Genomic DNA, 18096 nt, shown 5'->3' on the forward strand with positions numbered 1-18096 from the left:
CGGCCTTGCCGGGACAGCAGGTGCCAGCGGCCGAAGAACCGGCGGCGGAGCCGGCCACGCCATGAGCGGCGGCCACCTGATCGGCGCCTTTCTCGAAATGATGAGCGCCGAGCGCGGCGCAGCCAAGAACACCATCGCGGCCTATCGCCGCGACCTGGCCGATTATGCCGGCTATGTCGCGGGCCGGCAGCAGACGCTGCTGACTGTGGATCGCGACACGGTCAATGCCTTTCTTGACCGGCTCAAGCATGACGGGTTGTCGGCCGCGTCTTCGGCGCGGCGGCTTTCGGCGATCCGGCAGTTCCACAAATTCCTCTGTGCCGACGGCATGCGCGGGGACGACCCGACGCGGATCGTCGCCAGCCCGAAGAGCCGGCGGGCGCTACCGAAAGTACTGTCGCTGGCCGAGGTCGACAAGCTGCTCACCACGGCGGAAGCCGAAGCCAACAAGGAGGCTTCGCCGCAAAAGCAGGCGACAGCCCAGCGGCTCTATGTGCTGCTCGAACTGCTCTATGCCACTGGCCTGCGCGTCAGCGAGTTGGTGAGCCTGCGCCGCTCGGCGGTGATGCGCGACGCGAGTTTTTTGACCGTGATCGGCAAGGGCAGCAAGGAGCGCATCGTGCCGCTCAACGACCGGGCGCGCGATGCCGTGAAGGCCTATGCCGCAACGCTTGAAAAGGACGAGGTTTTCCTGTTCCCGGCATCCGGGGCCGACGGCTATTTGAGCAGGCAGGTTTTTGCCCGTGATCTCAAGCAATTGGCCATGGATGCCGGGATCAGCCCATCGCGGGTGGCGCCGCATGTGCTGCGCCATGCCTTTGCCAGCCACCTGCTGGCCGGCGGCGCCGATCTGCGCGTGGTGCAGATGCTGCTCGGCCATGCCGATATCTCGACCACCCAGATCTATACCCATGTGCTGGACGAGAAGCTGCGCACGCTGGTCGAGACCCATCACCCGCTGGCGGAGGGGTGACGACTATCTTCGAGACCTCATGGTGAGCTTGTCGAACCACGAGGGCGGGCGAGTGGAGGCTTGGGTGCCACGACCTCGTCCTTCGACAGGCTCAGGATGAGGCCTACTTGGGGGAAGGGCACGGCAAGAGCCTTGACTCGGCATTGCGCCATCGCCACTTTCCGGCCACTTTAGGGCGCAAGAGCAGCGGCCCATAATCCAGGGTCCACAGATAGACCCGAACGGGCAGGTTGATGCAGTCTTATCTCGATTTCGAAAAGCCGGTTGCCGATCTTGAGGGCAAGATCGCCGAACTCAAGGCCATGGCCACCAGCGACCAGGCCGTGAGCATCGACGAAGAGGTCAACCGGCTGTCCAGCCGCGCCGACGAGGCGCTGGTCGAAATCTACAAGAAGCTCACCCCCTGGCAGAAGACGCAGGTGGCGCGCCATCCGCAGCGCCCGCATTTCTCCGACTATGTCGGCAAGCTGATATCAGAATGGACGCCGCTGGCCGGTGACCGGAAATATCGCGAGGACGCCGCCCTGCTGGCCGGCTTCGGCCGCTTCAACGGGCAGTCGGTGGCCATTCTCGGCCAGGAAAAGGGCTCTTCGACCGAAACGCGCCTCAAGCACAATTTCGGCATGGCCAGCCCCGAGGGCTATCGCAAGGCCGTCCGCATCATGGACATGGCCGACCGCTTCAACATTCCGCTGATTTCCTTCGTCGACACCGCCGGCGCCTATCCCGGTATCGGCGCCGAGGAGCGTGGTCAGGCCGAGGCCATTGCCCGCTCGACCGAAAAATGCCTCGAACTGGGCGTGCCCAATATCGCCATCGTCATCGGCGAGGGCGGCTCGGGCGGCGCCATTGCCATCGCCGTGGCCAACCGCGTGCTGATGCTGGAAAATGCCATCTATTCGGTGATCTCGCCTGAAGCGGGCGCCTCGATCCTGTTCCGCGACGCCGCCAAGGCGCAGGACATGGCGACGGCCCAGAAGATCACCGCGCAGGACCTGCTGGGCTTCGGCGTGATCGACGGCATCATCCCCGAACCGGCCGGCGGCGCCCATCGCCATCACGAGGCCATCATGGATGCGACCCGCGCGGCGATTGCCGGGTTCCTCGCCGATTTCGAGGGCAAGGGGCGGCTGGAAACGCGCGAACATCGCCGCGAGAAATTCCTGGCGATCGGCTCGACGCTTTAGGGTTAGGGGGATACCCCCTCCTAGCCTCCCCTGATAGGGGGAGGGTTTACTTGGAAGAATGAGCCCGGCTTCCCCTCTCCCCTCGTGGGAGAGGGTGGAAATCCGCGTCCAGCGGATTTCCGGGTGAGGGGGCTGCGCCATCCCATGCTTCAATGCCGAAGGCTAGCTCAGCACCCCCTCATCCGCCCTTCGGGCACCTTCTCCCACGAGGGGAGAAGGGGAAGAGCCCAAGCACCAGAAGTCCGAAGTGAATACGCCCCAGCAGAGGAACCTTGGCATTCGGCAGAACCGCCACACACTTGCGTGATATCGCCCCGCTTCCAGCGCTTTATGCAGCGTGCTAACGCTTCGTTCACCAGCAAAACTCATGCTGCGGTAACCACCGGGCCCTATGGGTCACCGCTTCAACACGTCCATCGGGCCGCCGACCTTGACCGCCACCATGCTTCGCAAAATTTCCTCGGTGCTGATCCTGCTCTGGGTCGCCTTCGGGCTCGTCGCCTGCGGCGGCTTCCTGCCCAAATCCAGCGACAACCGGCATAACCAGCCGCTGTCCAGCGTGGTGCAGGCGGGTTTGCGCAATATGGGTTCCTCGCCCGGCGAAGCCATGATGGTGCGCATCTTCAAGGAGGAGAAGACCCTCGAAGTGTGGAAGCGCACCACATCAGGCTCGTTCCGGCTGTTCAAGACCTACGAGATCTGCGCCTATTCCGGCGATCTCGGCCCCAAGATCAAGGAAGGCGACCGGCAGAGCCCGGAGGGCTTCTATACGATCACGCCCGGCCTGATGAATCCGCGCTCCAGCTATTACCTGGCCTTCAATACCGGCTTTCCCAACAAGTTCGACCGCGTCTGGGGCCGCACCGGCAGCGACCTGATGGTGCATGGCGACTGCTCGTCGCGCGGCTGCTACGCCATGACCGACGAGGGCATTGCCGAAATCTATGCGCTGGCCCGCGAAAGCTTCAAGGGCGGCAACCAGAGCTTCCAGCTACAAATCTTCCCGTTCAAGATGACCGCCGCCAAACTGGCACAGAAGGCCTCGAGCCCGCATATCGGCTTCTGGAAGGACATCAAGGAAGGCTACGACCTGTTCGAGCTGACCAAGACGCCGCCGGCCTGGGACGTGTGCGAGCGGCAGTATATCTTCAACGCGGTCGGTGGCGGCGCGCTCAACCCGATGGGTCCCTGCCCGCCCGTGATCCAGAATGCCGCGCTGACCGCCAAGCAGCAGGCCGACGAAACCGCCTTTGTCGCCGCTGTCGAAAGCGAAGCGCAGAAGGCGGCGCGGCTGGCGGCGGAAGCCGAGCGGCAGGCAGCAGCCGAAGCCGCCGCCAAGGCGCGCGGCGAGGCCATAGGCGGCTTCTTCAGCGGCATTGGCAGCATGTTCGGTGGCAAGGATGCCGATATCGTGCCGGTCATGTCTGGCCAGCCGGCGCCCCGGCCGATGCCGCCGCTGTCGCGGTAGACGTTACAAAGCCCTCATGGTGAGCTTGTCGAACCACGAGGGCGGGCGAGTGGAGGCCCGTGCCACGACCTCGTGGTTCGACAGGCTCACCATGAGGTCTACTGGTCATTGAGAATTGCGATACCATATCCAGGCCGCAATCTGCGCCGATGGACGCGGCAGCCAGTATGGAGACGTCAGCCTTGGAAGAGACAGCCTCTATCGATGTCCAGGGGGAGAAGCGGACGGAGCTGTCCCCGCCGCGCCGGCGCATGCCGCTGGCCAATGTCCTGAGCTTCGTGGTCGGGCTGGTGGGTATTGCGGCCATCGGCGCCAGCGCCTGGTTCTATAGCGAAACCCAGCGCGAGATCGTGCGGCTCTCCACCGATATCGCCCAGTTGCGCGTGAGCATCGAACTGTTCGGCCGCCAGCAGGGCACCCTCGGGCACCGACACGGCCAGCCTTGCCGATCTCGCCAATCGCCTGGCCATTCTGGAAGAGAACTGGCGCAGCGCCCCGGCGCCGGCCGCGAGCCTGCCTGATGTGCCCGCTGCCGCACCCGCCGCGGCGCAGGGTGGCGACTGCCTGCCCACCGGCACGCGTTTTCTCGTGGGGGCTGGCGACAGCTATCCGCTCTGCGACGTAGCCGGCCAGGTCGAGATCGGCGCGGTGGACAATGGCTTCATTTCGCTGAGCGACGGCACTGTCATCGCCGCCGGCGGCAATATCGGCCTGCCCGGCTCGGCCTGCATGATCGGCGTCGTCTCGGCCGGCGAAGTGACAGGATATGCCGAGATCAGGGTGACCTGCTGAGGCAGAGCAAGCCCGATCGCGCTCCATTCTCTTCAGCCCTCCGTAGCCCCCACCACCCCACCCTCAATCCCTCCCCATCAAGGGGAGGGAGGCGCCAGTTCGAATGTCGGTGTTCATCGTCTCCCTCCCCCTTGTGGGGAGGGATCAAGGGTGGGGGTAACCACGCGCACCGGACGACGGGTGACGGAAGTGAAAAGGCCCGGATCGCTCCGGGCCTTTGTGCAGTCTAGAATGCACCGTGGCAGTGCTTGAATTTCTTGCCCGAGCCGCAGGGGCATGGGGCGTTGCGGGAGACGCCGACCAGCAGCTTGGGGTCGATCGGACGCAGGGACTTGTCGGCATCCTGCTCGTCGCCCTGCCCGTCGGCAAAGGGGCCAGCGGCAAAGCCGGGGCCCGGCACGGTGCCGGACACATCGCTTGCCGCGTCGTTTTCGCCCGTGGTCGGGTCGATGTGGGTTTCGCGCAGCCGGCTGAGATCGGCCACCGGCGGCGCCACCGGGCGCGGCTGCAGCTCGACATGGCTGAGCTGGGTGGTCACCAGTTCGCGCAGGTTGACCAGCAGCGACTGGAACAGCTCATAGGCCTCCTGCTTGTATTCGTTGAGCGGATCGCGCTGGGCGATGCCGCGCCAGCCCACCACCTTGGAAAGGTGGTCGAGCGTCACCAGATGCTCGCGCCACAGCCCGTCGATCGACTGCAGCAGGATGGACTTTTCCACCTGGCGCATCACGGTCGGATTGGGAGCGCCGGCGGCAGCCATACTGGCGATGGTGCGCTCTTCCTTGGCGGCGGCATGGGCATCGGCGGCCTCGATCAGCCGCTGGGTGACGATCTCGGCATCGATGCCTTCCTCGGCGGCCCATTCGGCCACCGGCACATCGATATTGAGATAGGTCTTGGCAGCGGCGGTCAGTTGCTCGGCATGCCACTGCTCGGGATAGGAGCGCGGCGGAATGGCCTTGGCGACGATGTTCTCGACCACGTCGTGGCGCATGTCGATGACGGTCTCGCTGACATCCTCGGCATCCATCATCTCGATGCGCTGCTCGAAGATCACCTTGCGCTGATCGTTCATCACGTCGTCGTATTTGAGGATGTTCTTGCGGATATCGAAATTGCGCGCCTCGACCTTGCCCTGGGCGCGTTCGATGGCCTTGGTCACCCACGGATGGGTGATGCTCTCGCCCTGCTCCAGCCCCAGCTTGCCGAGCATGGAATCCATGCTGTCGACCGGGAAGATGCGCATCAGGTCGTCCTGCAGCGACAGGAAGAAAGCCGAATGGCCCGGATCGCCCTGGCGGCCGGAACGGCCACGCAACTGGTTGTCGATGCGGCGGCTCTCGTGGCGCTCGGTGCCGATGACCATGAGCCCGCCCGCGGCCAGGGCCTTGGCCTTGTCGGCGGCTATGGTGGACTTGATCTCGGCGATCTTGGCCTCGCGGGCCTCGCCCTCCAGCCCCTCCGTCTCGCGCTGGATGCGCATTTCGAGATTGCCGCCCAACTGGATGTCGGTACCGCGACCAGCCATGTTGGTGGCGATGGTGATGGCGCCGGGCAGGCCGGCATCGGCGACGATGAAGGCTTCCTGCTCGTGGTGGCGGGCATTGAGCACGTTCATGCTGCCCACATTCTTCTTGCGCAGCAGATCGGCCAGCATTTCCGACTTCTCGATCGAGGTCGTGCCGACCAGCACGGGCTGGCCGCGCTCCTGGCACTGTTTGATCATATCGGCGATGGCGTTGAACTTTTCCTCGGCGGTGCGGAAGATGGCGTCTTCGTCATCGACGCGCTGCACCGGCACGTTGGTGGGAATGGTCACCACGTCGAGCTTGTAGATATCGGCGAATTCCTCGGCCTCGGTCGCCGCCGTACCGGTCATGCCGGCCAGCTTCTTGTAGAGGCGGAAATAGTTCTGGAAGGTGATCGAGGCCAGCGTCTGGTTTTCCGGCTGGATCTTGACGTGTTCCTTGGCTTCCAGCGCCTGGTGCAGGCCTTCCGAATAGCGGCGGCCCGGCATCATGCGGCCGGAAAACTCGTCGATGATGACGACTTCGTCATTGCGGACGATATAGTCCTTGTCGCGGCGGAACAGCTTGTGGGCCCGCAGCGCCGAATTGGCGTGATGCACCAGGGCGACGTTTTCCACGTCATAGAGCGAGCCGGTCTTGAGCAGCCCATCCTCGGTCAGCTTGGCTTCGAGCTTTTCGATGCCCTGATCGGTGAAGGTGGCGGCGCGCTGCTTTTCATCGAGGTCGAAATCGCCCTCGCCGATGATCGGCATCAGCGCGTCGATGGTGGTGTAGAGGCTGGAGCGGTCGTCCGACGGCCCCGAAATGATCAGCGGCGTGCGCGCCTCGTCGATCAGGATCGAGTCCACTTCGTCGACGATGGCGAAGGCATGGCCCCGCTGCACCATCTGGGCGCGGGTATATTTCATGTTGTCGCGCAGATAGTCGAAGCCGAGCTCGTTATTGGTGCCGTAGGTGATGTCGGCTTCATAGGCCGCCTTGCGCTCGGCATCGGTCAGCCCATGGACGATGACGCCCCAGGACAGGCCGAGGAAATTGTAGATCTGGCCCATCCAGGCGGCGTCGCGCTTGACCAGGTAGTCGTTGACCGTGACCAGATGCGCGCCCTGCCCGGTCAGGGCATTGAGATACATCGGCAGCGTCGCCACCAGCGTCTTGCCTTCACCGGTCCGCATCTCGGCAATGCCGCGCTCGTTCATCACCATGCCGCCGATGAGCTGCACGTCGAAATGGCGCATGCCGAGCACGCGCTTGGACGCCTCGCGCACGGTGGCGAAGGCCGGCACGATCAGGTCTTCAAGATCGGCACCCTTTTCGAGCTGCGCCTTGAATTCGGCGGTGCGGGCGCGCAACTCGTCATCGCTGAGCTTTTCCAGTTCCGGCTCAAGCGCGTTGATCGCGTTGACCTTGCCCTGGAATCGCTTGACTTGGCGGTCTGACGGAGACCCGAATATCCGCCGGGCGAGCGAGGCAAGTGCCATAGATCAGGTCCTTTTATGACTCATCGGGGTGCGGCGGGGAAATTGCGGAATGGACCGTTGGGCCGCGTCGACGCGATGAGAAAGCCTTTCCGGCTTTGAAATTTCTGATGTCCCGCCACAGGGCGGAAAAGCGCGTGAGATGTAAGAGCGGACCCCTGTCTTGTCAACGTCGCCGAAATCGGCGACACCTGCCTGCCCTGCCGGAAATCCCGGCAGAAACAGGATCTTCGGCTGTCGATCCCATTGCATGACACGGCGCGGCACATTTTGGCCCCGGTGCCATGCAAGGGCAGGCCGGAGCGCCGCGCCGGACCGACGGGCGTGCCTATCGCCGACGACAACACGCCAGGACGCCAATTTTAGCAAGCGCCGGCCAAGGAGACCGACCCGATGAAATTTTCCCTTTCGCGCCTCGCCCGCAATGCGAGCGTTCTTGCCCTGATGCTGGGGGCCGGCATGGCCGCTCCCGCTCTGGCACAGGACGCCGCGCCCGCCGAGGCCGCTCCCCCGGCCGCCGAAGCGCCGGCCGCTGCCTCTCCCGACACCGTGGTAGCCACGGTTGGCGGCGAGTCGATCACCGAAGCCGACCTGAGCTTTGCCGCCGAGGACCTGGCCCAGCAACTGAGCCAGATGCCTCCCGAGCAGCGCCGCCCCTTCCTGCTGCGCGTGCTGATCGACACCAAGATGGTGGCCCAGGCCGGCCGGCAGGCCGGGCTGGCCGATGCGCCGCTGTTCAAGCAGCGCATCCACTATCTCGAGGAACGCGCGCTGCACAGCGCCTATCTCAGCGAAGCCTTCGTCAAGGAAGTGACCGAAGAAGCGGTGCGCGCCGACTATGACAAATTCGTCGCCGATTTCGTGCCCTCGGATGAAATCCGCGCCAGCCACATCCTGGTCGAGACCGAGGAAGAGGCCAATACGCTCAAGGCCGAGCTGGATGGCGGCGCCGACTTTGCCACCCTGGCCAAGGAAAATTCGATCGATCCCGGCGCGGCCAATGGCGGCGACCTGGGCTTTTTCGGCAAGGGCATGATGGTGGCGCCGTTCGAGACCGCCGCCTTCGCCCTGACCGAGGTCGGTCAGGTCAGTGCGCCGGTACAGTCCCAGTTCGGCTGGCACATCATCAAGCTCGAGGAAAAGCGCCAGACCACGCCGCCGGCCTTCGAGCAGGTTGCCGGCGAATTGCAGCAGCAATTGCTGGTGACGACCTATGACGACACGCTGGCCCAACTGCGCGAGGGCGTCGAAATCGACATCCCCGACGCCGCGCTCAAGGCCGCCGTCGATGCGCAGACCCAGCCGGCCGAAGAAGCGCCGGTCGAGTAAGAGTCTGAGCGGATACCCCGTCCCAACCTCCCCTGACAGGGGAGGAACAGATCGGGGATTTGGCATCATACTGCCCCAAACACTGTGCGGTTCCTCCCCTTTCAGGGGAGGCTAGGAGGGGGTACCCTTCTCCAGCCCCCGCACCATCTGCCTTGCCACCTGGCGCAATTGCTGCGGGTCGCGCTCGATGCGGCCGGTGAGCAGGCGCTGCCAGATGAAGCCGGCCAGCATGTCGGCGCATAGGCCCACATCGATATCGGCTGCCAGTTCGCCGCGCGCGATGCCGCGCTGGAAGATTTCCCCGCTCTGGATGCGCCGCTCGGCCGAATATTCGGCCAGCGAGGCGGCGGCGGCTTCATCGCGCTGCGCCTCGGCGATGACGAAGCGGAACACCTGCCCCGCCCCGGTATCGCCCCAATGGGCGAAGACGCCGGTCAGAAAGGCGAAGACATCGCCCTCGACGCTGCCGGTATCCATATGCACCGAAGCCGGCTTGTGCCGGTGATAGACATCGAGCAGGAGCGCCGTCTTGCCGGGCCACCATTTGTAGATGGTCGGCTTGCCGGCGCGGGCGCGCTTGGCTACCGCCTCGATGGAAAAGCCTGCAATCCCCACCTCCGCCATGATGGCTTCGGCAGCCTCGAGGATGGCCTGTTCCGTCTCCGGATTGCGGCGCGCGCCGATGGACCGGCGGCGATCGTCGATATCGTCTGCTAGCTCGTTCATGACACCCAATATGGGTCAAACAATTTCCGAAGCAAAGCCCTTGAACGAAACGTGTCGTTCCGTTATATAACGAAACGTTCCGTTTCAATGGAGTTGGCAAATGCAACCCTCCCTCGCTTCCAAACTGCGCATGGCCCTGGTGATGACCCTGGCCGTCTATCCCGTGGTGACGCTCTATCTCTATGTCCTGATGCCGCTGACCCCCGGCTGGGAAATGTGGCAGCGCAGCCTGCTGCTGGTGCCGGCCATGGCCACCACCATCGTGCTGCTGATCGTGCCCTTCATCGGCAAGCATTTCGGCGGGTTCATCGCCGGGAAGAAGAAGGCGGCGGCTTGATAGCCTCTGTGCCACGCCCTCGTGGTTCGACAGGCTCACCATGAGGTCTACTCAAAAATCTCAGTAGACCTCATCCTGAGCCTGTCGAAGGACGAGGGCGTGGCTGGATCGCCATTCGGCACAGGCCCGTCTTGCGAATGCCTTGCGTTTCGGGCACACCGGGAGCCGAACTTGTCTCCATAAGGCTCACGCAGATGGCCCATCCGGTTTCCCCGCTCGCTCCCAAATCCTATCCCGACCTGCCCGCCATTGCGGGGGTGCGCTTTGCCACTGCGGAAGCCGGCATCAAGTATAAGGGCCGCACCGATGTGCTGCTGATGGAATTTGACGAAGGCACCACCGCCGCGGGCGTACTGACCAAGTCCAAGTGCTCGTCGGCCGCGGTCGACTGGTGCAAGGCCAACCTGCCGGGCGGATTGGCGCGCGGGCTGGTGGTCAATTCGGGCAATGCCAATGCCTTTACCGGCACCAAGGGCAAGAGGAGCGTCGAACTGACGGCCGACTATGCGGCAAAGGCCCTGGGTTGCAAGCCGAGCGAAGTGTTCCTGGCCTCGACCGGCGTCATCGGCGAGCCGCTCGACGCGTCCAAATTTGCCGGCGTGCTGGACACGATGGCAACGCGCATGGGCGACGCGCCCTGGATGGAGCCGGCCAGGGCCATCATGACGACAGACACTTTCCCCAAACTATCGGGTGCCGTGCTCGATATCGACGGGGTGGAAGTCCGGATCAACGGCATTGCCAAGGGCTCGGGCATGATCGCCCCGGACATGGCGACCATGCTGAGCTTCGTCGTCACCGACATGCCTGTAGCGGCCCCGGTGCTGCAGGCGCTGCTGGCCAGGCATGTGCAGACCAGTTTCAACGCCATTACCGTGGACAGCGACACGTCCACGTCGGATACGCTGCTGGCCTTTGCCACCGGCAAGGCAAACGTCGAGCCGATAGCCGGCCTCGACGATCCGCGCGCCGAAGTGTTCGGCGAAGCACTGCGCGACGTGCTGTTCGACCTCGCCATCCAGGTGGTGCGCGACGGCGAAGGCGCCACCAAGCAGGTTTCCATTCATGTCGAGGGCGCCACCTCGGACGCCTCGGCCTTCCGCATCGCCAAGTCCATTGCCGACAGCCCCCTGGTCAAGACCGCCATTGCCGGCGAAGACGCCAATTGGGGCCGCGTGGTGATGGCCGTGGGCAAGGCGGGCGAGCCGGCCGACCGCGACAAGCTGGCCATCCGCTTCGGCGACCTGCTGGTCGCCAAGGACGGCGAGCGCGCACCCATCTATGACGAGGCCGCCACATCCGCCTATATGAAGGGCGAGGATCTGGAACTGACCGTGAGCCTGGGGCTCGGGGACGGCAGGGCCACCGTCTATACCTGCGACCTGACGCATGGCTATATCACCATCAACGGCGACTATCGGAGCTGAGGCCGAATCCCTTCCTTCTCCCCTTGCGGGAGAAGGTGGCGCGCAGCGCCGGATGAGGGGTCTGCGATGGCGGAGAGAACCCCTCACCCGCCCTTCGGGCACCCTCTCCCGCAAGGGGAGAGGGGGGAGAAAGAAAATGACTGATCTGCCTACACCGGAAAGAATGGAACGCGCCGGGCTCGAGGCCTGGCCGGGGATCGAGGTGGAGTGGGATGGCAAATGGGTGCGCCGGGCGGCCGGCGGCTACACCAAGCGCGCCAATTCGCTGCAATGCTTCGACCCCGCTGATGGCGGCGATGCCGAAAAACGGCTGGCGGCCGGTGTCGACTGGTTCAGGGCGCGCGGCATAACGCCCGTGGTCCGCACCACGCCGCTGGCCAGCGCAAGCCTCAACGCGACGCTCGATGCGCAGGGCTGGGCGGAGATCGACCGCAGCCATCTCTATGCCATGGAACTGGACGAGCAGGAGCCCGATGCCCAAGGGCGGACCACCGCCCTGCTCGATCCCGGCTTTCTCGCCGCCCAGCAGACGCTGCAGGGGCACGACGACGCATTGATGGCACGCATGCGCGCTTTGCTCGCCGTGATGGCGGTGCCGGCTGTGGGCATCGTGGTGGAACGTGACGGCGTCGCCGTCGCTTCGGGCCTGATGGCTGTCGCCGATGGCATCGTCATCACCGGCAATGTCATCACCGACCGGACGCGCCGGCGGCAGGGGCTCGGCGTGGCGATGATGCGCACCGGACTGGCCTGGGCGAAGACCCAGGGCGCCACGGTGGCGGCGCTCAACGTGCAGGCGGATAATCAGGCCGGCATGGCGCTCTATGCCAGCCTGGGCTATCGCCACCAATATGACTACACCTATCGCTTCCCGAGGCAGGCATGAGTGATTTCAAGCTGTTGCTCGTCGTCGCCGTGGCGCTCATCGACGCCGACCGGCGCGTGCTCATCGCCCAGCGGCCCCAGGGCAAGCAATTGGCGGGACTGTGGGAATTTCCCGGAGGCAAGGTGGAGCCCGGCGAAAGCCCCGAAGAAGCGCTGATCCGCGAGCTCGAGGAAGAGCTCGGCATTTCCACCAAGACGGCGTGCCTGGCTCCGGTATCTTTCGCTAGTCACTCTTACGATAATTTTCACCTGTTGATGCCACTTTACGCCTGCCGGAAGTGGCAGGGCGAGCCCCGGATGCGGGAACACACGGCCCTCAAATGGGTGCGCCCGCAGAAGCTGCGCGACTATCCCATGCCTCCGGCGGACGAACCGCTGATCGCCGCTTTATGCGATCTGCTCTGAAGTGCGGTCAGGAAAAGTTGCAGACTTTTTCTGGTTCGACCGCACGACAAAACAAGGACTTAGCCCCATTTCGATTCTACCGAAATGGATCAAGCTCTAGCGCGCGGCAGAAGCTCGGGAGGCGCATATGTTGGCTGAGACGATCAGAAGATTCGTCGGCGACGAGACCGGCGCCACCGCCATCGAATACGGCCTTATCGCCGCACTCATCGCCATGGCTCTCATCTCCACCTTCGTGAGCTTCGGCAATTCCCTGGTGAACCTGATGGGCGTGGGCGCCGGCGGCCCCGCCGACGCCATGGCCGCCGCGACCGCCAAGGTCAACTAAGACCCATCCAAGCCGCTACTGCAGCACCACGACCTTGTATTTCTCGCCGACCACGATGGGATCGCCGGGATAGAGGTCGTTGATGATGTAGAACAATTCGCTGCCGCGATTGAGGCCACCCATCTGGCGGGCCAGGGAATCGGCGCTGTCGCCGGCCTTGGCGGTGACGACGCGCACGGCCACCTTGCGCACCTGGTTGAGATCGGAAGCCTCGGTGCGGCGGAAGCTCTTGAGGGTCGCCTCGGCGCCGGCAGCGAAACGCGAAGAGTCGCCCTTGGCCGCGAAGATGAAGCGATAGACCTGGCCATCGAGCCGCATGACCGACACGCGGAAGAACCACTGGTCGGTCTGGGCCAGGCCCGAGGCCATCTCGATGCCGTTATAGCTCTGCGTGGTGACGCTGTCGGCCTTGAGCCCGGCAATCCAGCCCGAGCGCAGGTAATCGGCCAGCGGCACATTGGCCTGCACATCGGCGCTGTCGAAGCGCACCGCCTCGCCATCGCCGGCCACGCCCACGACGGCACTCTGCGAATTCTGCAGCGTATAGCCCTCGGGCACGGTGAAGGTGAACTTGGACGCGGTATGGATGAAACGGCGGCCGACGATCGAGCCCTGGGCCGGGCTGTCGCCGAAGGTAAGGCCGGCAATGGAATCGAGATAGCCCGCGCGATCGGTTTCGCCCACCTGGGCCTGGCCGAACATGGTCCGGGCGGTATCGAGCGCCTTCTGGATGCGCGCCGGGGTCGAGGGATGGGAGGACAGGAACCCGTCATCGCCCCCCTCGCCGGCCGAGAAGCTGGCAAAGCGGCTCATGACGCCGAGGAAGCGTGCTGCCGCCTGCGGGTCGTAGCCAGCCTTGCCGGCGAACTTGATGCCCTCGCGGTCCGCTTCCAGCTCCTGGTTCTGGCTGAAGGCGGCCATCGACTCGCGGGTACGGTTGGCGGTGGCATCGGTCGAGGTATCGCCGCCGAAGACGCCGGTAATGACGCGGTCGACGATTTCGGTAGTGCGGGTGCGGTCGGTGCGAGCGCGGGCGTGGCGCAGGGTGACATGGGCGATTTCATGCGCCAGCACGGCAGCCAGCTCGCTTGTATCCGATGCCAGGGCCAGGATGCCGCGCGTCACATAGATATAGCCGCCGGGCAAAGCGAAGGCATTGACCTCGGAACTGTCGAGAATGGTGACCTGGAATTGCGCATTGGGCTGGTTGGCCGCGGCCAGCAGCCGGCCGACGATGCGCGCCACCATGATTTCTGCCGGCCGGTCGGAATAGACCCCGCCATAGGCGGCGATGATGCGCGGATGCTCGCGGCGGCCGATCACCACGTCTTCGGGGTCGGTACCCTCGGGCACCACAGTCGGCGCCGGATTGTCACCCGTCTTGCTGACGGCGATATTGCTGCCGAGCAGGCTCGAACAGGCACCCAGCGCCAGCAGCGACATGGCCAGAAGGCCTATGCGCAATGCCGGTCGCACCATCCCCGCAATTTGCCCCAAGCCCGTCATCGCGTCGCCAGAACCTCGATCTGTTCGGGATGGGTCACTTCGATGCGCGGACCATCCCGATCGTCCACCCATCCACGGATGCGCACCAGCGCATTCTCGAGCACCAGCGGATCGAGGCCCGCTTCGGCAAACAGCCGCAAAGCCGGCGCCTCGATCACGGCGGTGAAGTCTTCCTTCCAGAACCGGCCGAAATTGAGATAGGCGCGCCCGCCGGTCTTTTCGGCAAGCAGCACCCTGCCTTCGACAAGTTCATATTGGCCCGCGCGGGCGAGCAGGTCGCCCGGCTGGTCCGCCGCACGGATGCTGTAATAGGGATCGGCCCAGATGCCAAGCCTGCCCAGCCTTGCGCGGCCCTCGGCGGCGAACAATAAATCGAGACAGGCCCGGTTGTCGGGGAAGGAATAGACCCGCGCCAGGCCCTGCCCGATCATGGCCTGCTGCGCCCAGATTTCGCCCTCGGGCCCATCGATGAAGACATGCGCCAGCACGCGCCCGTAGCGATCCACGGTTTCGCCACCGAAGCCCAGCCGCACCGGCTTGTTGAGGGCAATGGCCTCAAGCGCCGCCTTGGCTTCGGGCGCCAGCGGCCAGGGGTCGAAATCGGGACGGTCGAGCGGCAGCTTGGGCGCCTGGGTGCCGATCATCCGCACGACGCGGCCATCGTCGAGGATGACGGTGTCGCCATCGGTTACCGACGTGACCATGCCGCCCGGCTCCATGCGCAATTGCTCGCAGGCCAGGGCTGCCACCGAAATGGAACTGAGGGCCGCAAGCGCAGCGAGACGGACAAGACTGGCTTTGAACAATGATGGCCCCGAACAGAGACGATTCACCTTGCACGCAATTGCGGCAAAAAAGCATGAACGATCGCGAAGCCGTGATAGCGCGCCGCTCAGGGCCATGCCCGCCCATTAAGGTAAACGGAATGTTCCGATGGCCGCTGGCCCGGAACCCTGCCTAGTATCTGACCGAGCCTGGCCCATGCCTGGAACGCCCACGAGATCGCCCTGCGCGATTTCGGTTCCCCGGAACGCGCGCCACAGGCTCTTCAATGCCCATCAATATCCGCTCCCTGCAGGTCGCCGCCATGTGGCTCTTCCTCGGCCCGCTGATCGTCGTGCTCGGCACGGCGGATATCCTGACCAATGGCCGCAGCCGCAACTGGCCGCTGGGCGACTAGCCGGCCAGTACCGGCCTGCGGGCGAAGCGCGAACGCAGGGCCACGGTGACGCCGGCCAGCCCGATGATCGCCATGCCGACCAGGCCCACCCCGTCGGGCAATTGGCCAAAGACCAGCCAGCCCAGCAGGCCCGCCCAGAGCAGGTGAAGATAGCTCATCGGCGCCAGCAGCGACGCTTCGGCATAGCGATTGGCGGCGGTGAAGCAGAAATGGCCGATGCCGGCCGTCAGCCCCAGGCTGATAAAGAGCGCCATTTCGAACAGGCTCGGCACCGCGCCGAACCAGAACCACGGCATGGCCAGCCCGAAGCAGATCGCGCCCGCCAGCGCCGAATAGAACAGCAAGGCCAGGGTCTTCTCGCTGCGCGCCAAGACGCGCGACAGCAGGTAATAGGTCACGGTGACCACGACATTGCACAGCGCGAAGATCACGCCCGCCGGATCGAGTCCGGCGCCGGGCCGGGCAATGAGCACCACGCCGGCAAAGCCGCCCACGGCCGCCAGCCATCCCAGGAGGCCAATGCGCTCGCCCAGCACCGGCCGCGCCAGCAGCACGACCAGGATGGGCGAGAGATAGATGATCGACGTGGTCTCGGCGATCGGCATGAGCTGCAGGGCGAGGCTCGCAAACAGCGACCCGACCACGAGGCAGAGCGAGCGCAGGGCGACCAGCCCCTTGCGCCGGACTATCACCAGTTCCCTGCCCCGGCTCGGCCCGAGCACGGCCAGCATCAGCAACGCATGCACGATATAGCGGATGGCGGCGACCAGCGGCACGTCATAGCTGGCGATGAGATATTTGTTGGTGGCGTCATTGGCGGCGAACATCAGCGTCGCCACGACGATCAACAATATCCCGAACAGCGGCCGGTTTTCGGCCAGGCTGACCGGTGGACGCGCCGCAGCGTCCATTTCCGCGCCGGCATCGGCAACGGCCTCATCGCTCATCGTCGTCTCCGGGGAAGGCACGGCTGGAGGCCGGCCCGAAGGCCGGCGCAGTCGTCAGGAATTCATGACCGCTGACTCGCCGGCTGATTTGCCGGCCCACCCAGCATGCTGCCATGCCGGCCATTCAGCAAGAGGCCACGGCGCGCAAACGGGGTTTCGCTGCCGCGACGCATTTGCTATCCACGACCTCGTGGTCTCGTAGCTCAGCTGGATAGAGCACCGGATTCCTAATCCGGGGGTCATGGGTTCGAATCCCGTCGAGATCACCACTTTAGATGCGCGGAACCCCAACAAGAACGCAGAAAGAACATAAGACGCACAAAAAGAGTGCGCGCTGCGGGGAAAACTGACCACAAACAGTTGCAAGCAAGGCACTGGCTGGTGAAATGGGGTGACTGTTACCAGTCACCCCGGCGATTCGGCGCGTTTCTCTCGCGTACGAAGAAAAAGCGCTCCTCCCGCTGTGCAAATTGGGTTTAGCGTGCGCCGGGGCCAAATGGCAATACGCCAGAAAGCCCTGACCATGCCTTCCACAAAATTGATTGAGTTTCGCTTGTTGCGTAACGCTTCATATCAGCAGCGCTACGAAAGCCTTGTCGCCTCAATTAAAGCAGAAAACACAACACGCTTCGAAGAGTTCACGTCCGCATTCTTCCTGTACCACATCGACAGCGCTAAGACTCTTTTCGAGCGGCTCCTTCGTAACAGCGACCTCTATCGCGACGGGTCCGATATGCTCTTCATTATGGACCTCAACACGCAAGAACGGGCCCACATCGGCATCGACAATATCTCCGTGCTCGACTTCACCCTGGATGCCGGCAAAAAGGCCGGGAACCTATTTAGCTTGGGGGCAAATGCTCTTTCAGGGAACGCCCTTGGCATCTACCGTCGTTAATCTCGCCGCGCGCCTCTATCGCAGGAGGCGCGCGGATTAATCACCGCGCCGCCCAGTTGATCCCGCGGCGCAGAATCGTGGCCATTTCCGGCACCTGGAACTCGGCCGAGACATGGCCCAGCGAGGAATAGAACACCCTGCCCTTGCCATGCCGGCGTTTCCACACGACAGGCATGGTGACGCCGTCGATCCAGCTTGCATGGTCGCCGGTGAAACTGGTGGTGGCGAGGACCTCGTTGGAGGGGTCGACATGCATGTAATATTGCTCGGAGCGATAGGCGAAGCCGTTGACGCCGGCCATGACCGGATCGTCCGGCCTTGTGATGTCGACACGGTAGTCGATGATATTGCCCGGATGGGCCACCCATTGGCCGCCGACCATGAACTGATAGTCCACCGCATCGCGGAAGGCATCGGCCATGCCGCCATGGTGACCGGCCAGGCCCACGCCACTTTCGACAGCGGCGGTGAGGTTGGAGACTTCTTCCTTCTCGATCTTGCTCATGGTGAAGATCGGGATGATGAGGCTGAGATCGTGGATGGAAGGATCGGCAAAGGCCTCGGTCGTGTTCTCGACATAGACCTTGAAGCCGTCTTCCTCGAGCCAGGTCTTGTAGATATTGGCGCATTGCTCGGGCTCATGGCCGCTCCAGCCGCCCCAGACGATCAGTGCTTCCCGCATTCCGTTCTCCTCACGCGAT

The 18096-nt window shown here is 64.2% G+C and carries 19 protein-coding genes and 1 tRNA gene; 14 read left to right on the forward strand and 6 right to left on the reverse strand.

The genetic code is table 11. From position 1 onward, the window contains the following. Window positions 1-61 precede the first annotated feature (61 nt). From xerD to NVV79_RS12605, 5 genes are all read left to right on the forward strand, one after another. Complete coding sequence (gene xerD / locus NVV79_RS12585) at window positions 62-973, forward strand: site-specific tyrosine recombinase XerD (protein ID WP_303989902.1); 912 nt, start codon at window positions 62-64, stop codon at window positions 971-973. Window positions 974-1206: 233 nt separating this feature from the next. Next, window positions 1207-2160 carry an acetyl-CoA carboxylase carboxyltransferase subunit alpha gene (locus tag NVV79_RS12590; protein ID WP_303989905.1) on the forward strand — a complete coding sequence of 318 codons (954 nt, stop codon included), beginning with the start codon at window positions 1207-1209 and terminating at the stop codon, window positions 2158-2160. A gap of 442 nt (window positions 2161-2602) precedes the next feature. Further along, entirely contained in the window at window positions 2603-3628 is a 1026-nt protein-coding gene (locus NVV79_RS22650) for a L,D-transpeptidase family protein (RefSeq protein WP_369684724.1), read from the forward strand. Between the two features lie 182 nt (window positions 3629-3810). Next, window positions 3811-4149, forward strand: a complete 339-nt coding sequence (locus tag NVV79_RS12600) for a hypothetical protein (RefSeq protein WP_303989907.1) — start codon at window positions 3811-3813, stop codon at window positions 4147-4149. Between the two features lies 1 nt (window position 4150). Next, window positions 4151-4420, forward strand: coding sequence for a hypothetical protein (locus NVV79_RS12605; protein ID WP_303989909.1), 270 nt, complete (start codon window positions 4151-4153; stop codon window positions 4418-4420). 226 nt (window positions 4421-4646) lie between these two features. Here the strand turns inward: NVV79_RS12605 and secA are convergent, their stop codons facing one another. Then, window positions 4647-7430, reverse strand: coding sequence for a preprotein translocase subunit SecA (gene secA / locus NVV79_RS12610; RefSeq protein WP_303989911.1), 2784 nt, complete (start codon window positions 7428-7430; stop codon window positions 4647-4649). A 390-nt stretch (window positions 7431-7820) separates the two neighbouring features. Here secA and NVV79_RS12615 point away from each other — a divergent pair, with 390 nt between their 5' ends. After that, window positions 7821-8756: a peptidylprolyl isomerase gene (locus NVV79_RS12615; protein ID WP_303989914.1), complete on the forward strand. Its 936-nt coding sequence runs from the start codon at window positions 7821-7823 to the stop codon at window positions 8754-8756. 111 nt (window positions 8757-8867) lie between these two features. On the opposite strand, the gene NVV79_RS12620 is transcribed toward NVV79_RS12615, so the two are convergent. Continuing rightward, entirely contained in the window at window positions 8868-9482 is a 615-nt protein-coding gene (locus NVV79_RS12620) for a TetR/AcrR family transcriptional regulator (protein ID WP_303989916.1), read from the reverse strand. 100 nt (window positions 9483-9582) lie between these two features. Here NVV79_RS12620 and NVV79_RS12625 point away from each other — a divergent pair, with 100 nt between their 5' ends. The 5 genes from NVV79_RS12625 (at window position 9583) to NVV79_RS12645 (ending at window position 12864) form a co-directional block, all read left to right on the forward strand. After that, window positions 9583-9819 (forward strand): hypothetical protein, encoded by a 237-nt coding sequence (locus NVV79_RS12625; RefSeq protein WP_303989917.1) that lies wholly within the window; start codon window positions 9583-9585, stop codon window positions 9817-9819. Between the two features lie 194 nt (window positions 9820-10013). After that, window positions 10014-11246 carry a bifunctional glutamate N-acetyltransferase/amino-acid acetyltransferase ArgJ gene (argJ, locus tag NVV79_RS12630; RefSeq protein WP_303989919.1) on the forward strand — a complete coding sequence of 411 codons (1233 nt, stop codon included), beginning with the start codon at window positions 10014-10016 and terminating at the stop codon, window positions 11244-11246. A 136-nt stretch (window positions 11247-11382) separates the two neighbouring features. After that, window positions 11383-12132: a GNAT family N-acetyltransferase gene (locus NVV79_RS12635; RefSeq protein ID WP_303989922.1), complete on the forward strand. Its 750-nt coding sequence runs from the start codon at window positions 11383-11385 to the stop codon at window positions 12130-12132. Next, complete coding sequence (mutT, locus tag NVV79_RS12640) at window positions 12129-12536, forward strand: 8-oxo-dGTP diphosphatase MutT (RefSeq protein ID WP_303989925.1); 408 nt, start codon at window positions 12129-12131, stop codon at window positions 12534-12536. The genes NVV79_RS12635 and mutT overlap by 4 nt, the downstream gene beginning before the upstream one ends. 127 nt (window positions 12537-12663) lie before the next feature. Further along, a complete protein-coding gene (locus NVV79_RS12645; protein WP_303989927.1) occupies window positions 12664-12864 on the forward strand; it encodes a Flp family type IVb pilin in 201 nt (66 codons plus the stop codon). Between the two features lie 15 nt (window positions 12865-12879). Here NVV79_RS12645 and NVV79_RS12650 read toward each other — a convergent pair whose 3' ends face one another. Together NVV79_RS12650 and NVV79_RS12655 are read right to left on the reverse strand one after the other, a co-directional pair. Then, on the reverse strand, window positions 12880-14328 hold the full coding sequence (locus NVV79_RS12650) for a M48 family metalloprotease (protein WP_303989930.1): 1449 nt from the start codon (window positions 14326-14328) through the stop codon (window positions 12880-12882). 38 nt (window positions 14329-14366) lie between these two features. Then, window positions 14367-15176, reverse strand: a complete 810-nt coding sequence (locus tag NVV79_RS12655; RefSeq protein ID WP_303989933.1) for a thermonuclease family protein — start codon at window positions 15174-15176, stop codon at window positions 14367-14369. Window positions 15177-15421: 245 nt separating this feature from the next. On the opposite strand from NVV79_RS12655, the gene NVV79_RS12660 reads away from it, so the two are divergent. Further along, entirely contained in the window at window positions 15422-15550 is a 129-nt protein-coding gene (locus NVV79_RS12660; protein ID WP_303989935.1) for a hypothetical protein, read from the forward strand. Here NVV79_RS12660 and NVV79_RS12665 read toward each other — a convergent pair. After that, the gene (locus NVV79_RS12665) at window positions 15547-16497 is read right to left on the reverse strand and encodes a DMT family transporter (RefSeq protein WP_303989938.1); all 951 of its coding nucleotides are present in this window, start codon (window positions 16495-16497) and stop codon (window positions 15547-15549) included. The two genes, NVV79_RS12660 and NVV79_RS12665, sit on opposite strands and share 4 nt — an antisense overlap. Window positions 16498-16689: 192 nt before the next feature. Between NVV79_RS12665 and NVV79_RS12670 the strand changes: the two genes are divergently transcribed. Both NVV79_RS12670 and NVV79_RS12675 read left to right on the forward strand, forming a co-directional pair. Next, window positions 16690-16766: transfer RNA gene (locus NVV79_RS12670), tRNA-Arg, on the forward strand. Between the two features lie 122 nt (window positions 16767-16888). Then, the gene (locus NVV79_RS12675) at window positions 16889-17395 is read left to right on the forward strand and encodes a hypothetical protein (protein ID WP_303989941.1); all 507 of its coding nucleotides are present in this window, start codon (window positions 16889-16891) and stop codon (window positions 17393-17395) included. Between the two features lie 40 nt (window positions 17396-17435). Here the strand turns inward: NVV79_RS12675 and NVV79_RS12680 are convergent, their stop codons facing one another. Continuing rightward, complete coding sequence (locus NVV79_RS12680) at window positions 17436-18077, reverse strand: ThuA domain-containing protein (RefSeq protein ID WP_303989944.1); 642 nt, start codon at window positions 18075-18077, stop codon at window positions 17436-17438. Between the last annotated feature and the right edge of the window lie 19 nt (window positions 18078-18096).

Source organism: Devosia ginsengisoli (assembly GCF_024707105.1).
GTDB classification, from domain to species: Bacteria; Pseudomonadota; Alphaproteobacteria; order Rhizobiales; family Devosiaceae; genus Devosia; species Devosia ginsengisoli_A.